At 62.3% G+C, this 14071-nt stretch carries 17 protein-coding genes and 1 tRNA gene; 13 read left to right on the forward strand and 5 right to left on the reverse strand.

Going from position 1 to position 14071, the window contains the following annotated elements:
* Positions 1 to 49 precede the first annotated feature (49 nt).
* The 3 genes from B4F07_RS13750 to queE all read left to right on the forward strand — a co-directional run bounded on the left by B4F07_RS13750 (position 50) and on the right by queE (position 1978).
* A complete protein-coding gene (locus B4F07_RS13750; RefSeq protein WP_293697224.1) occupies positions 50 to 454 on the forward strand; it encodes a DUF3617 domain-containing protein in 405 nt (134 codons plus the stop codon).
* A 196-nt stretch (positions 455 to 650) separates the two neighbouring features.
* Positions 651 to 1349, forward strand: a complete 699-nt coding sequence (gene queC, locus B4F07_RS13755; RefSeq protein WP_293697222.1) for a 7-cyano-7-deazaguanine synthase QueC — start codon at positions 651 to 653, stop codon at positions 1347 to 1349.
* Positions 1346 to 1978: a 7-carboxy-7-deazaguanine synthase gene (gene queE, locus B4F07_RS13760; protein ID WP_293697220.1), complete on the forward strand. Its 633-nt coding sequence runs from the start codon at positions 1346 to 1348 to the stop codon at positions 1976 to 1978. Before queC ends, queE begins: the two co-directional genes overlap by 4 nt.
* 3 nt (positions 1979 to 1981) lie before the next feature.
* Here the strand turns inward: queE and B4F07_RS13765 are convergent, their stop codons facing one another.
* Positions 1982 to 2323 (reverse strand): hypothetical protein, encoded by a 342-nt coding sequence (locus B4F07_RS13765; RefSeq protein WP_293697218.1) that lies wholly within the window; start codon positions 2321 to 2323, stop codon positions 1982 to 1984.
* A gap of 9 nt (positions 2324 to 2332) precedes the next feature.
* Complete coding sequence (lipB, locus tag B4F07_RS13770) at positions 2333 to 2986, reverse strand: lipoyl(octanoyl) transferase LipB (RefSeq protein ID WP_293697216.1); 654 nt, start codon at positions 2984 to 2986, stop codon at positions 2333 to 2335.
* A gap of 133 nt (positions 2987 to 3119) precedes the next feature.
* Here lipB and B4F07_RS13775 point away from each other — a divergent pair, with 133 nt between their 5' ends.
* Together B4F07_RS13775 and B4F07_RS13780 are read left to right on the forward strand one after the other, a co-directional pair.
* A complete protein-coding gene (locus B4F07_RS13775) occupies positions 3120 to 3866 on the forward strand; it encodes a glycerophosphoryl diester phosphodiesterase membrane domain-containing protein (protein WP_293697214.1) in 747 nt (248 codons plus the stop codon).
* A 59-nt stretch (positions 3867 to 3925) separates the two neighbouring features.
* Entirely contained in the window at positions 3926 to 4798 is an 873-nt protein-coding gene (locus B4F07_RS13780; protein WP_293697213.1) for a hypothetical protein, read from the forward strand.
* Positions 4799 to 4856: 58 nt separating this feature from the next.
* Here B4F07_RS13780 and hemF read toward each other — a convergent pair whose 3' ends face one another.
* The gene (gene hemF, locus B4F07_RS13785) at positions 4857 to 5717 is read right to left on the reverse strand and encodes an oxygen-dependent coproporphyrinogen oxidase (RefSeq protein WP_293697211.1); all 861 of its coding nucleotides are present in this window, start codon (positions 5715 to 5717) and stop codon (positions 4857 to 4859) included.
* On the reverse strand, positions 5714 to 6172 hold the full coding sequence (locus tag B4F07_RS13790; protein ID WP_293697511.1) for a tRNA (cytidine(34)-2'-O)-methyltransferase: 459 nt from the start codon (positions 6170 to 6172) through the stop codon (positions 5714 to 5716). The genes hemF and B4F07_RS13790 overlap by 4 nt, the downstream gene beginning before the upstream one ends.
* A 223-nt stretch (positions 6173 to 6395) precedes the next feature.
* On the opposite strand from B4F07_RS13790, the gene petA reads away from it, so the two are divergent.
* Genes petA through B4F07_RS13810 form a run of 4 tightly spaced genes read left to right on the forward strand, consistent with a single transcriptional unit; the run spans position 6396 to position 9677 of the window.
* Positions 6396 to 6953: a ubiquinol-cytochrome c reductase iron-sulfur subunit gene (petA, locus tag B4F07_RS13795; RefSeq protein ID WP_293697209.1), complete on the forward strand. Its 558-nt coding sequence runs from the start codon at positions 6396 to 6398 to the stop codon at positions 6951 to 6953.
* Between the two features lie 13 nt (positions 6954 to 6966).
* On the forward strand, positions 6967 to 8253 hold the full coding sequence (locus B4F07_RS13800) for a cytochrome b (protein WP_293697207.1): 1287 nt from the start codon (positions 6967 to 6969) through the stop codon (positions 8251 to 8253).
* A 31-nt stretch (positions 8254 to 8284) separates the two neighbouring features.
* Positions 8285 to 9094 carry a cytochrome c1 gene (locus tag B4F07_RS13805; RefSeq protein WP_293697205.1) on the forward strand — a complete coding sequence of 270 codons (810 nt, stop codon included), beginning with the start codon at positions 8285 to 8287 and terminating at the stop codon, positions 9092 to 9094.
* A gap of 28 nt (positions 9095 to 9122) precedes the next feature.
* Entirely contained in the window at positions 9123 to 9677 is a 555-nt protein-coding gene (locus B4F07_RS13810) for an adenine phosphoribosyltransferase (protein WP_293697203.1), read from the forward strand.
* A gap of 1039 nt (positions 9678 to 10716) precedes the next feature.
* On the opposite strand, the gene B4F07_RS13815 is transcribed toward B4F07_RS13810, so the two are convergent.
* Positions 10717 to 11490: a DUF1134 domain-containing protein gene (locus tag B4F07_RS13815; RefSeq protein WP_293697201.1), complete on the reverse strand. Its 774-nt coding sequence runs from the start codon at positions 11488 to 11490 to the stop codon at positions 10717 to 10719.
* 242 nt (positions 11491 to 11732) lie between these two features.
* Here B4F07_RS13815 and B4F07_RS13820 point away from each other — a divergent pair.
* The 4 genes from B4F07_RS13820 (at position 11733) to B4F07_RS13835 (ending at position 14018) form a co-directional block, all read left to right on the forward strand.
* A tRNA-Ser gene (locus B4F07_RS13820) sits at positions 11733 to 11824 on the forward strand.
* 153 nt (positions 11825 to 11977) lie between these two features.
* Entirely contained in the window at positions 11978 to 12622 is a 645-nt protein-coding gene (locus tag B4F07_RS13825) for a PepSY-associated TM helix domain-containing protein (protein ID WP_293697199.1), read from the forward strand.
* A gap of 11 nt (positions 12623 to 12633) precedes the next feature.
* The gene (locus B4F07_RS13830) at positions 12634 to 13164 is read left to right on the forward strand and encodes a DUF2271 domain-containing protein (RefSeq protein ID WP_293697197.1); all 531 of its coding nucleotides are present in this window, start codon (positions 12634 to 12636) and stop codon (positions 13162 to 13164) included.
* Positions 13165 to 13178: 14 nt separating this feature from the next.
* Positions 13179 to 14018: a DUF4198 domain-containing protein gene (locus B4F07_RS13835; RefSeq protein ID WP_293697195.1), complete on the forward strand. Its 840-nt coding sequence runs from the start codon at positions 13179 to 13181 to the stop codon at positions 14016 to 14018.
* Positions 14019 to 14071: the final 53 nt, after the last annotated feature.

The raw sequence follows: 14071 nt of genomic DNA on the forward strand, positions 1-14071 counted from the left end.
ACGGGGTCGCGCAATAGCCCGCACATGGGCGCCCGATGGATAGGTAAAAATGGCGATCGCTGCTTCCTTTCTTCGATGTTTGCTTGGCGCGTCCGCGCTCGCGGGCGCCACTGCGGTACCCGCCCAGGCGCCGTCGCTGGCGATGCTCGACGGGCTGGAAAAGGGCAGCTGGCAGCTGCGCGAACGCGGCAGTGATGCAGTGTTGCAAACGGTGTGCGTCGGCGACGCGCGGCGGATGATCCAGATCCAGCATCCGCGGGCCAATTGCTCGCGCTATATCATCGAGGACACGCCCAAATCGGTAACGGTGCACTACACCTGTCCCGGTGCCGGGCATGGCCGCACCAGCATTCGCAGCGAGACAAACCGGCTGGTCCAGATCGACACGCAGGGCATTGCCGACGGCAAGCCCTTCTCGCAGGCGATCGAAGCGCGCCGCGCGGGGCCGTGCTGACGCTCACTACGACGCTAACCAGATGTTAACCATCTTGCGCTAATCGGGAGTGGTGACACGCTGATGTGTGTCCTTCTCCCTAACGGCTTTCATGCCGCACTGGGTCGTGTGACGAAAGTCGCGCGGCCCATTTCTTTTGGTGCGGCGCAGCAAGCCGCCCCTTGCGCCGCTATCGACGTGGGCGTATCGGGCGCCGATGCACGATGTTGCCGGAAAAACCCTGATCGTCCTGTTGTCGGGCGGGCTCGATTCGATGGTGTGCGCGGGGCTCGCGCGCGAGGCTGGCGCGCGTATCATCGCGCTGACGATCGACTATAACCAGCGCCACCGTGTCGAGCTGGAGTCCGCGGCGCGGATCGCGGCCACTGTCGGCGCTGCCGAACATATTGTGCTGCCGCTTGATCTGCGTCGCTTTGGCGGCTCGGCGCTGACGGCCGACATCGATGTGCCAAAGGACGGGGTCGGCAGCGAGGTGCCGGTAACCTATGTCCCGGCGCGCAATCTGATTTTCCTGTCGCTGACGCTGGGGCTGGCCGAGGCGCGGCGGGCGCAGGACATTGTCATCGGCGTCAACGCACTCGATTATTCGGGCTACCCCGATTGCCGGCCCGATTTCATCGCCGGGTTTGAGGATCTGGCGCGGCTCGCAACGCGCGATGGCGATCAGGGGGTCGATTTCCGCATCCACGCCCCGCTCCAGCATATGACCAAGGCGAACATCGCTGCCGAGGCGGCGCGGCTGGGGATGGACGCGGGAATGAGCTGGTCGTGCTACGATCCGACACCCGATGGGCTGCATTGCGGATATTGCGATAGCTGCCGCCTGCGCAGCAAAGGATTTGCCGACGCGGGACTGACCGACCCGACACGCTACGCGGTCGGGCCTGACCGGTGACTTACGCGGTCAAAGAGATTTTCCTGACCTTGCAAGGCGAAGGCGCGCAGGCGGGACGCCGCGCGGTTTTCTGCCGTTTTTCGGGCTGCAATCTGTGGACCGGGCGCGAACAGGATCGCGCCAAGGCGATCTGCAAATTTTGCGACACCGATTTTGTCGGCACCGACGGGACGCTGGGCGGCAAATATGCGGATGCCGCGGCGCTTGCGGCGGTGATCGCCGAATGCTGGGGGCCGAGCGGCGACGACCGCTATGTCGTGTTAACCGGCGGCGAGCCGATGTTGCAGGTCGATGCGGCGTTGATCGACGCGATGCACGAACAGGGCTTCACGATTGCGATCGAAACGAATGGAACATTCGTGGTTCCGCGCAGTATCGACTGGATTTGCGTCAGCCCCAAGGCGGGTAGCGAGTTGGTACAGATCAGCGGTGACGAGCTTAAGCTGGTTTGGCCGCAGCCGGGCAGCGATGTCGAAAACCTCGCGGCGCTCGATTTCATCCACCGGCTGATCCAGCCGCTCGACGATCTGAACGCGGCGGCGAACGTGCAGCAGTGCATCGATCTGGTGATGTCCGACCCGCGCTGGCGACTGTCGCTCCAGACGCACAAAAGCTTGGGATTGCGCTAGGCGTCAGTCGCCCTTCTTCGCCGCGGCATCGGCGGTGATTGCCTTTTTCGCGGCAGGGGCGGGGACGGCGTCGGGGTTTTCATCCTCTTCGGCGCCGGCGGTTTCGTCTTCCGAACTGTCAGCGTCCGACTTAGCCGCTTCCTTTTTGGTGCCGTCATCGGGGACGCTGTTGTCGACCGCGGTGCCATCGACGCTGGCGTCGTCGAGAATGATCATCGAATCGCTGACCGAACCCGGCTGCACTTCGACGGCGTCGAGCTTAGTAGTCGTTTTGCCCGCTTGGTCGCCGCTGCCGCAGGCAGCAAGGGCAAGAAGCGGAAGCGATGCGAGGAAGATACGGGTCATGCGCTGGTCCTAATCGGTCGGTCGGAGCTTGTCGAGAAAGGCGGGCAACGTGTCGGCCAGCGCGGCATCAACATCAGTGAAGGACGCAGGCTTGCCCAGCGCGGCGAGGCTGATAACCGGAAATTCGGCGATGCCGCACGGCACAATGCCGCTAAAATGGGTAAGGTCGGGCGCGACATTGAGCGAAAAGCCGTGCAGCGTGACCCACCGCTTCACCCGCACCCCGATCGCGCCGATCTTTGCCTCACGGCCATTTTCATCGTCGGTCCAGATGCCGATGCGGCCCTCGGCGCGGCGCGCTTTTACGCCCAGCAGCGCCAAAGCGTCGATCACCCAACCTTCGAGCGCCGATACATAGGCGCGAACATCGCGCCCGCGCTTTGTCAGGTCGAGCTGGACATAGCCGACGCGCTGGCCGGGACCGTGATAGGTGTAGCGCCCGCCGCGACCCGCATCAAAAACGGGAAAGCGCGGATCGAGCAGCTCGGCGGGATCGGCGCTCGTTCCGGCGGTGTAGAGCGGCGGATGTTCGAGCAGCCAGATGCGCTCGCCTTCCTCGCCCGTGTGGATGGAGACGGCACGCGCCTCCATATCCGCCAGCGCCGCGGCATAGTCGGTCAGGCCGGGCGATTTCATCCATTCGGGGGTGGGCAGGCCGTGCATTGCGCGGGCTTCCTGCCTTGCCGCGACGCGCGGCGCAAGGCTCTGCGCACGGATCGCCGAGAGGGGTGGACAGATGCACCGAACAGCGGCACCTTCGCGCGCAATCGGGACATCAGAAAATGACGGGGTATCAATGGTAAAATTCGACATGGGCGCGGCGTGGGACGACAGCGTCCAATTGCTGAAATCGCACACGGCATTGATCGGCGCGATTGCCGGGGTATTCTTTTTCCTGCCCGCGCTGGCGGTGGCCTGGTTCGGCCCGGTGCCGATCGAGCCGCCCGCGGGCGCAAGCGTAGAACAGTCGATGGCGGCGCTTCAGCAGACGTTTCGGCAAATGATTCCGGGGCAGATCATCGTGGCGCTGACCACCATTGTCGGGTCGGCGGCGATCCTGCGGTTGTGGCTGGCACGAAGCGGAATCAGCGTCGGCGAAGCATTGACCTTTGCCGTGACCTTCTTTCCGACCCTGTTCGCGGTGCAGCTGTTGTCGGGCCTGGCAATTGGTCTGGGGGTGATCCTGCTGATCATTCCCGGCCTTTATCTGGTAGGACGGTTGGCGCTGGCGGCACCGAGCGTCGCCGATCGCAGCCTGTATAATCCGTTCGAAGCGCTGAAAACCAGCTGGGAGCTGACGAAGAACAATGGCTGGGCGATTTTCTTCTTCCTGTTTCTGGTGACGATTGTGATCTTTATCGCGGCGATGATCGTCGGCTTGGTGATCGGATTGATCGCGGGGACCGACGGCGGAATTGGTCAGATGATCGGCGGCGTGTTCGAGGCGGGATTTAGCGCGCTGAGCAGCCTGATATCGGTTGCCATATCGGCGGCGGCGTATCGCCAGCTGGTCACTCGGGCCTCTTCCGATGTCTTTCAGTGACGACATCGCTCTGACAGAATCATTTTGGGGACTGGGGTTTAACAACAGGGGGAAATGACATGAGCAAGATGAGCATAGGGGCCGCTTTTTCAGAGACCTTTGCGTTTCTGAAGGCCAATTGGATACAGATGCTGTTGTGGGTTGGCGGCGCATTGGTCGTGGTCGGGCTGCTCGGTTATTTGTTCCTCGGTTCCACCTTCACCGCAATGGCGATGTCGCCGGGCGATCCCTCCGCAGCGTTTGGGGCGCTGGGTAAGATTTTCCTGTTCGCTTTAATCGCTTCGGTCATCCTTTATGGCGTTTGCATGTTGATCTGGCGCGGGGGGATGCACCCCGGTGAGACGCCAAATTTCGCTTGGGCGTTTCAGGCGGGTCCAGCTTTCGCTTTTGGTACATTTGTCGTGATGATTGCCTCCTACATCGTGATCGTCGTGATAATGCTGATCCTTGGCCTCGTTTTTGGCGCGGCGCTGGGGGGAATGGGATCAATGTCGCCTGAAGCGCTGGCATCGGGCGCGGTCGGCGGCGGCGCGATCTTTCTGATCGTTGTCCTTTATATCGTGCTTCTTGCCTTTATGCTGTGGGTGCAGGGGCGCTTTTCAGTGGCGGGTCCGGTGATGGCCGATCGGCTGACGCGCAATCCGGTCACTGGCTTTGCCGAATCGTGGCGGATTACCGGGGCATCGCAGTGGAAGATTGTCGGGTTCTACTTGATCTTCACGCTGGCGATGATCGCCTATATCTTCGTTGCCAGCCTGATCTTTGGTGGAATACTCGGCGCGATCCTTGGTGGTTCAGCCGTCGGTGCAGTCCTCACGATCATCCTGATGGCTGCGGTCGTTTATCTGCCGATCATGATGTTTTCATTCTCTATGCCGATCGGCATCTACCGCGCGATTGCGCCGCGCGCGTCGGGGGATGTATTCGCCTGATCGCGCGAATTGCAGCAAAAGAGCGGGCGCTCCGGAAACGGGGCGCCCTTTTGCTATCTCAGCTCCATTTGGCGAGCGGCGGCAGGCTCATCAGGATCGCATCGATATTGCCGCCGGTTTTCAGGCCGAACAATGTGCCGCGGTCATAGACCAGATTAAATTCGGCGTAACGACCGCGCCAGATCAGCTGTTCCTCGCGGTCGGCATCGGTGAAGCCCTTGTTCATCCGGCGCCGCACGATTTGCGGGAAAACGTCCAGAAAGGCCTCGCCCACCGCTTGCGTCAGCTGGAAATTGCGGTCGAATTCGGCATCGTCGCCGCATTCGAGATGGTCATAAAAGATACCGCCGACGCCGCGGTGGACGCCGCGGTGCGGGATATAGAAATAATCCTCGGCCCATTTGGCATAGCGTTCATAGACATCAGGGCCAAAGGGCGTGCAGGCTGCGCGCAGCCGTGCGTGGAATGCGTCAGTGTCTTCCTGATACGGAATCGGCGGGTTGAGGTCGGCGCCGCCGCCGAACCAGCGTTTGGTCGTGACCAAAAAGCGCGTGTTCATATGCACCGCGGGGACGTGCGGGTTCGCCATATGAGCGACCAGGCTGATGCCGGTGGCGAAAAAGCTGGGGTCTTCGCCTGCACCGTGGATCGACGCGGCAAAATCGGGGGCGAACTGGCCGCCGACGGTCGAGACATTGACCCCGACCTTTTCGAACACTTTTCCCGTCATCACGCCGCGTACCCCGCCGCCGCCTTCGCCGATCGCCAGCCCGTCGGCCTCGCGGTCCCACGGCGTGTAGGTAAAGCGCGCTTCGCTGCCGGCTTCCGCCTCGATGCTCTCGAATTCGGCACAGATTCGGTCGCGGAGCGATTCGAACCAGTTGCGCGCGGTCTGCTGTTGCGGGTCGAGCGAGATCATGCCGGAAAGCCTTTCGTTTGCCTGAGCGCCTCGGCCAGCGCGATGCCAGCCGCGACCGCGACATTCAAGGAGCGAAAGCCCGCCTGCATCGGAATCGCGACGCGGGCCGCTACGGCATCATGGACGTAAGGCGGCACCCCGGAGGATTCGGCGCCAAGCAACAGGACGTCGCCGGGCGCAAAGGCGAAGGTGGGCAGGGGTGTTGCGCCCGCGGTGGTGAGCAGCACGAGTCTGTGACCAGCCTCTTCGCTCCAGTCGCGAAAGCTGTTCCAGTCGGCGTGGCGGCGGACATTGGCACGCACGGCATAGTCCATCCCGGCGCGTTTGAGCGCGCCGTCGGAGAAGGGAAAACCGCAGGGCTCGATAATATGCGCTGGTACCCCGAAACAGACGGCGGTGCGCAGTGTCGTGCCGACATTGCCGGCGATATCCGGCTGAAACAGGGCGATTTCCATCATATTGCCATAGCGAGGGGCGGGGTGTGAATCGAGGGGCTTTGGTGCTGTGCAACGACAGGGTGCCGGAAGGGGAAATTGCCTGTTGGCAAGCCCCGGATGTGCGGCTATCAGGCCCGCAATTCCCGGAGGGGCCGCCGGGGCGCGTCCTTTCGTGCGCGCGCCACAGGGCGACCCGAATTTTCCGAGAACGTTGTCAGTTCACCCATGCAAGGGCAGTCGAATGGCCAGTGAATCCGAACTCAATGCCGGCATCGAAGACGGCGTGCGGCGCCGCGACTTTATCAATATAGCGGCGGTGAGTTTTGCCGGGGTTGGCGCGGTGGCGGTGGTTCTGCCGCTGGTCAACCAGATGAATCCGTCGGCCGACGTGCTGGCGTTGTCGACAACCGAAATCGACATTTCGGCGATCCAGCCCGGACAGGCGATCAAGACCAGCTGGCGCAAGCAGCCTGTGTTCGTCCGCAATCTGGTCGCGAAGGAAATCGCCGAGGCCAAGGCCGTGCCGCTCAGCGACCTGCGCGATCCGCAGACGATCGACGAGCGCACGAAGCCCGGCAAGGAAAACTGGTTGATCACCCTGGGCGTCTGCACCCATCTGGGCTGCGTGCCGCTCGGCGCCGCCGAAGGCGAGAACAAGGGCGATTTCGGCGGCTATTTCTGCCCGTGCCACGGGTCGCACTACGACACCGCGGCACGTATCCGCAAAGGCCCGGCGCCCACCAACCTGGTTGTGCCGCCCTATGAATTCACTAGCGACACCGTCGTGATGATCGGCTGAGGAGCGAGATAAGATGAGCTTTCCCTGGGCCAAGCCTTATGAGCCGCAGCATCCGCTGATGAAGTGGATGGACGAGAAACTACCGATCCCGCGCTTGGTGTATAACGCCACCGGTCCTGGCTATCCCGTCCCGCGCAACCTCAACTATTTCTGGAACTTCGGCGTCCTCGCGGGCGCCGCGCTGATGATCCAGATCATCACCGGCATCATTTTGGCGATGCATTATGCCGCCAACGTTGGGGTCGCGTTCAATTCGGTCGAGCATATCATGCGCGACGTGAACGCCGGCTGGTTCATCCGCTATGCGCATATGAACGGCGCGAGCATGTTCTTCATCGTCGTATATCTGCACATCTTCCGCGGGCTGTATTACGGTTCGTACAAGGCGCCGCGCGAAATGGTGTGGCTGCTCGGGGTCGTGATCTTCCTGCTGATGATGGCGACCGCGTTCATGGGTTATGTGCTGCCGTGGGGCCAGATGAGCTTCTGGGGCGCGCAGGTTATCACCGGCTTCTTCTCGGCGATCCCGATTGTCGGCGAGCCGGTGCGCCAGTGGCTGCTCGGCGGCTTCGTCCCTGACAACGCCACGCTCAACCGCTTCTTCTCGCTGCACTATCTGCTGCCGTTCGTGATCCTGGGTGTCATCATCCTGCACATCTGGGCGCTACATATTCCGGGGTCGAACAACCCGACGGGCATCGAGGTGAAGGACGAACAGGACACTGTCCCGTTTCATCCTTATTACACCGCGAAGGACGGCTTCGGGCTCGGCGTCTTCCTGCTGGTGTTTGTCGCGCTGACGTTCTTCAGCCCGAACATGCTGGGTCATGCCGATAACTATATCCCGGCCAACTCGCTGTCGACGCCGGCGCATATCGTTCCCGAATGGTATTTTCTGCCGTTCTACGCGATCTTGAAGGCCTTCACCTTCAACTTCCTGTGGATCGACGCGAAGCTGTGGGGCGTCATTGCGATGTTCGCTTCGATCGCGCTGCTGTTCTTCCTGCCCTGGCTGGACAGCTCGCCGGTGAAGTCGACGACCTATCGCCCGCTGTACCGCTGGTTCTTCTGGGTGCTCGTCGCCGACGTGCTTCTCCTCGGCGTCTGCGGCATGATGCCCGCCGAACAGCCGTGGGTGATCCTCAGTCAGCTGGGTTCGATCTATTACTTCGCCCACTTCCTGGTCATTCTGCCCATCGTCTCGCGGATCGAACGTCCGTTGCCGATGCCGAATTCGATTACCGAAGCGGTCCTTGCCAAACATGCCCCCGACGCCGCGTCGGTTCCGGCAGCGGCCTGAGCGCCAGACTTTAACAGGAGCTGATACAGCCATGGTTCGCCCGCTCGGATTTCTCGTCGGCCTCGGTTTCATTACCGCGCTGGTGCTCGCGATCTTTACGACCCCGCTCAAGAACGAGCCGAATGTCGCTTATTCCTTTGTCAAGGAGCCCCGCCACCTGAAGCTGGCAAGCGACGGCCTGGTGCCGCACTGGGACAAGGCGCAGTTGCAGCGCGGCATGCAGGTGTACAAGGAGGTCTGCTCGGCCTGCCACAGCCTGAACCTCGTCGCGTTCCGTAACATTCAGGATCTAGGCTACACCGAAGGCCAAGTGAAAACCTTTGCCAAGGGCTTCCAGGTACCGTCGATCAATCCCGATACGGGTGAAGTCGCGACGCGGGACGGTCTGGCTTCGGATCATTTCCCGGCGCCCTACGCCAATGAGGTGGCGGCGCGCGCGGCGAACAACAATGCGATCCCGCCCGATCTGTCGCTGATCACCAAGGCGCGCGAAGGCGGCAAGGATTATATCTATTCGCTGCTGACCGGTTATCAGAACCCGCCGGCGAACCTGCCCGCCGAACTGAAGCCGGGGACGGGACTGCACTACAACCCCTATTTTCCGAACCTGAACCTCGCGATGGCCAAGCCGCTGAACGACGGTCAGGTGACCTACGCCGACGGTACCAAGGCGAGCGTCGACCAGATGGCGAAGGACGTGACCGCGTTCCTCGTCTGGACCGCCGAGCCGAAGCTGGTGAAGCGCGTTCAGGTGGGTTGGGCCGTGTTCTTCTTCCTGCTGATTTTCACGGTTCTGGCCTATCTGTCCTACCGCAACATCTGGGCCGACAAGAAGCATTGAGGACAAGGGGCAGGGTGATCATGACCGCATGATCGCCCTGCCGCCCCAGCCCGACCTCGACCTCGCGTCGCTGGTCCGCACAATCCCCGATTTTCCCAAGCCGGGCATCCAGTTTCGCGACATCACCACGCTGATCGGTGACGCCGCCGGTTTTGCCGAAAGCGTGCGCCGGTTGAGTGCATTGGCCGCGGTGCATCGACCCGACCTGATTGTCGCGGTCGAGGCGCGCGGCTTTCTGTTTGGCGCCGCGATGGCGACCGCGATGGGGCTGGGCCTCGTCCCAGTGCGCAAGGCGGGCAAGCTGCCCGGCGTGACGATCGGGATCGATTATCAACTCGAATATGGCGTCGATCGGCTGGAACTGCACGAAGGCGCGGTGCTACCGGGCCACCGCGTCGTGCTGGTCGACGACTTGCTCGCGACCGGCGGGACGATCCTCGCGGCCGCAGAATTGATGCGCAGCGTCGGGGCTGAGGTGGCCGCGGCGCTGTTCGTCATCGACCTGCCCGATCTGGGCGGTTCGCAGCGGTTGGCGGCGGCTGGGCTGCATTGCCAGACGCTGATCGCGTTTGACGGCGACTAGCCCGCTGTGGTTTGGGGAGCGGACATTCGTCACCTGATCCAAAGTTCAGGAAAGTTCAGCCTTGTGCGCGCCGCGATGTGGACCCGCTGCTCTGCTGGAGGCGCCGATGGACGCGCCCCGAGGCGCAGAGCCTTTGACGCCTGCGAGCGACGACTTGATCGCCAGCTCCAAGAGCCGAGTAAAGGCTGGCACAGTCAAATAATGTAGGAAAGACCTCTTTGGAGGCAATGTCTGCTTTGGGGTGGGAAGCGGCATGGCCGTGTTTAGTTTCCATGGCGCCATAGCGGACATTGACCGAACTTTTTCCGCCCGCGATAAGAAGGAATGTTCGAAGAAAAGCCAACCGCGCGCGCTGACCTGACCGCCGGAACGCTCTATGCGATCACGGGTAACGATGGCTGGATTTACTACGGTCAAGTCACGCCGGAAAGGTGCGTCGGTTTCTTACGACGGCGCGACCGCCAGCTAGCGGAGGCAACTGACGCTCTCGCTGCCCCTGTCATGTCTGTGATTACCGTAGACTATCCATCCATCACGCGCGCCTTGAGAGGCGGGAGATGGATGAAGCTAGGACGGTTTCCCGTCGCAAGTGAACTTGTCGCACCACGCCCTTCGGTCCAGTGGCCTACGGGAACACTGGATGTCTCCGTCTGGCTCGGCGACAGGTTGGACCACGATACGAGAGTGGAGGACCCAGCGATCCAAAACATGGAACTGATGGCGGTTTGGGATGCTGAGGAACATATTCCTGCGCGACTAACCGCTGATTTTGGAGCGGAGAAAGCCGAATGGCACGTAGGCGGGCCGATATGGCGTGAACGTCGCGTCAAAGAGGAGATGGCAGCGCGCTCTGCGGACCAACCTTGGCACCAATTGCCGCCTGATTGGGTGCCGACAACCGTCCGCTAATAGGCGTGACCTCGCTGACGTTGGATGTCCGCCCTCGGTCGTTAGCGGACGACAGCTCTTTCGCGCCGCGCAAACAAAAAAGGCCCGCGCCGAAGCACGGGCCTTTCTGCGATCACATCGTCACGCGTCGTCAGAACGGTACCCAATTCTGCTTCTTGCGGAACTTCATATAGCCGACGTTGGCGCCCAGTCGCGCCCCGACGCCAACGCGGATCGGGATCAGGACGACGTCGCCGCGGCGCAGGTAGCTGGCGTTGAAGCCGCCCAGCAGATAGGCGGCGCCTTCGCCCGCGGGGAAGCGCTTATAGAGTTCTTCGCTGTCGAACAGGTTATAGACGAGAACAAAGGTGTTACCCGCATTGGCGCCCGCGTCAAAACCGATCGACGGGCCGGTCCAATATGCGGGCAACTCGCCCTCGATCTTGTGGTGCAACGTGCCCGATCCATAGCGCACGCCGAGCACCAGCGCGCCCCCGGCTTCGCGGCCAACGATATAGGCGTTGGGTTCGCCCTGTTTCTTGAGGATGTCCTCGATCAGACCTGCCAGCCCCTGGGCGCCTTTGCCGAACACACCCTCGGCGGCGCCGATCAGATCGTCCTGTTTGTAGGTGGCGGTATCTTCGGTGATGACCGTGGTTGTCGTCATGTCGCTGGGGGTCGCGGTGCCATCGGCGGGCGCCGAGCTGGTCTGCTGGTCATCGGTGGCGAGGTCGCTGTCGTAATTGATCACTTCGTCGGTAGAATCGCTCGACACCGGCGGGGGCGGGGCGGGATTGTCGAGATCGGAATCGATCGTCGTATTGGGATCGATCTCGCGCATCTGCGCCGCAGCGGGAACCGGCGAAAGCGCAAGGCCGAGCGAGGCCATGGCCGCCAAGGCAAAGCTGGTGAATGTTTTTCGCATGTCTGACCCCCAAAATTCGATCGGCGCGTGCGCACCGAAACCGGCGTTAATCATGACTCGGTTTGCGCGGCGGGCAATGAACCGGCGATGACCCGAGTCGATTTTGCGCCAGACCGAATCGATTGCGCGACAAAATGCCGGGTCATCGCCAAATCTGTCGCAATCTTAGGCGTTGCGGGGCGCGAAGTGCATGGCTATAGCGACCCGCCTAGGCCAACTGTCGTTAGCGCGACAGACCATGCGGAGACGTGGGTGAGTGGCTGAAACCAACGGTTTGCTAAACCGTCGTGCTGTGAATGCGGCACCGAGGGTTCGAATCCCTCCGTCTCCGCCACCTACCCCCAATAATTATTATCGTGCCCTGCGGGGCGCACTGTCCTGCGGCGTCTTCCGTTGAGGGCGCGACATGGGGTGGGTGAGATAATTATTGTAATTGAGAATCGTTCGCGATAATGGCGCCGCATCATTCCTGTTTAGAATTTTCTCCATGCACGCACCCAACGCCCCGCGCCCGGCGATCAAAAAGAGCCGGAAAGCCTTTTGGCTGAAGCAGCTGCATATGTGGCACTGGATGAGTTCGGCTGTTTGCCTGATCGGGCTGCTGTTGTTTGCGATCACCGGTTTCACGCTGAACCATGCCGCCGACATCGAGGGATCGCCGGTCGTCACCGAGAAATCGGCCGCACTGCCTCCGGCGCTGCTTGCCCAGCTGAGCGCGGCGGTCCCCGCCGACGCCAAGGCGCCTTTGCCAAAGCCGGTCGCCGATTGGGTCGAGCAAACTTTCCCCGTCAAGGCTTCTAACGAGGCCGAGTGGTCGGCCGACGAAGTCTATCTGCCCGCGCCGCGCCCGGGCGGCGATGCCTGGGTGGCGATCGACCTGACGACGGGCGCGGTGACCAGCGAAGTCACCAGCCGCGGCTGGGTTTCCTATCTCAACGATCTTCACAAGGGCCGCAATTCGGGCGGCGAGTGGAGCCTGTTCATCGACGTCTTCTCGTTCGCCTGCCTGGTCTTTGCGATCACCGGGCTGTTCCTGCTCCAGCTTCATTCGGCGAAGCGCAAAAGCACCTGGCCACTCGTTGGGCTGGGGCTGGCGATCCCCGCCGCGATTGCCGTCATCTTCATTCATTAGGGAGTTTCGTGATGCAGCTTTCCACCCGCGCGCTCGTGGTCGGTTCGACCGTCGGTCTGGGGGCCGCGTTCGCGGCTCCTGCGCTGGCCGCCGATCCCGGTACGATGGACGTAACGATCACTATCCCGCGGCTGAAGGTCGCCGAATATCACAAGCCCTATGTCGCGATCTGGGTCGAAAAGGCAGGTGCCAAGGCGAAGACGGTCGCGGTCTGGTACGATCATGACATGAAGGCGAATGAGGGGACGAAGTGGCTGCGCGACGTGCGCCAGTGGTGGCGCGTGTCGGGACGCTCGCTGGCCTTCCCCGTCAATGGCATCACCGGCGCCACCCGCGCGCCAGGCGCCCACAAAATGTCCTTCTCGCGCGCGCAGCTGGGTGCGGCGGCGCCGGGGCAATACACGCTGGTGATCGAGGCGGCGCGCGAGGTTGGTGGCCGTGAATTGCTGCGCATTCCGTTCAGCTGGCCCGCAAAGACCGGGGCGGGCGGGCGCGCCGCGGGCAAGACTGAACTGGGGGCCGTCGCGGTCTCTTTCCGATAAAAAGAGAGGGCATAATGATGAACAAGCGGTTTTGGGGTTTTGCGGCGGGCGCCGCGCTCGCGGCTCTGGCAGCGGTTCCGGCCAGTGCACATCGTCAGTGGATGATGCCGTCGTCGACGGTCGTCTCGGGCGACGATGTGTGGGTAACGGTCGATGCCGCGGTATCGAACGATCTGTTTTATTTCGAACATCAGCCGATGCGGCTCGACGCCATGAAGGCGTGGGCGCCCGACGGCACCGAGGCGCCGATCGAGAACAAATCGACGGGGCGTTATCGGAGCACGTTCGACGTCCATCTGAAGCAGAAGGGGACGTGGCGGATCGCGTCGGTCGCCGACATGCTGATCGGCAGCTATGAGCTGAACGGCAAGACCGAACGGCTGCCGCGCGGGACGACCACCGTCAATCTGGCCGAGCGTTTGCCCGCGGGCGCGACCAATGTGAAAACCGCCGAGGCAAACAATCGCAACGAGATTTTCGTGACCGTAGGCGAGCCGACGACGACCTTGTTCACGCCGACCGGCAAGGGTATTGAGCTGGTCCCGGTGACTCATCCCAACGATCTGTTTTCTGGCGAAGCTGCGACCTTCCAATTCCTGCTCGACGGAATGCCCGCGGCAGGATTGCCGGTCACGGTCATCCCGGGCGGCATCCGCTATCGCGATCAGCTGGGGCAAATGGATATGAAGACCGACGCCGAGGGCAAGGTCGAAGTGATGTGGCCCGAGCCCGGCATGTATTGGCTGAACGTCACGACCCCGCAGGTCGAGCGGGAGGAAGGCGAGGGCGGTACGCCACCGCCGCTGGCCCGCCGGGCCAGCTATGTCACCACGCTTGAGGTGCTGGCGCCCTGAGCGATCGCGTCCTGATCCCCCGCGCGCTGACGCCCGCGGCCTTTGCGGCGCGC

It is taken from the genome of Sphingopyxis sp. UBA6723, from assembly GCF_002454115.1.
In the GTDB taxonomy this organism is placed as follows: Bacteria; Pseudomonadota; Alphaproteobacteria; order Sphingomonadales; family Sphingomonadaceae; genus Sphingopyxis.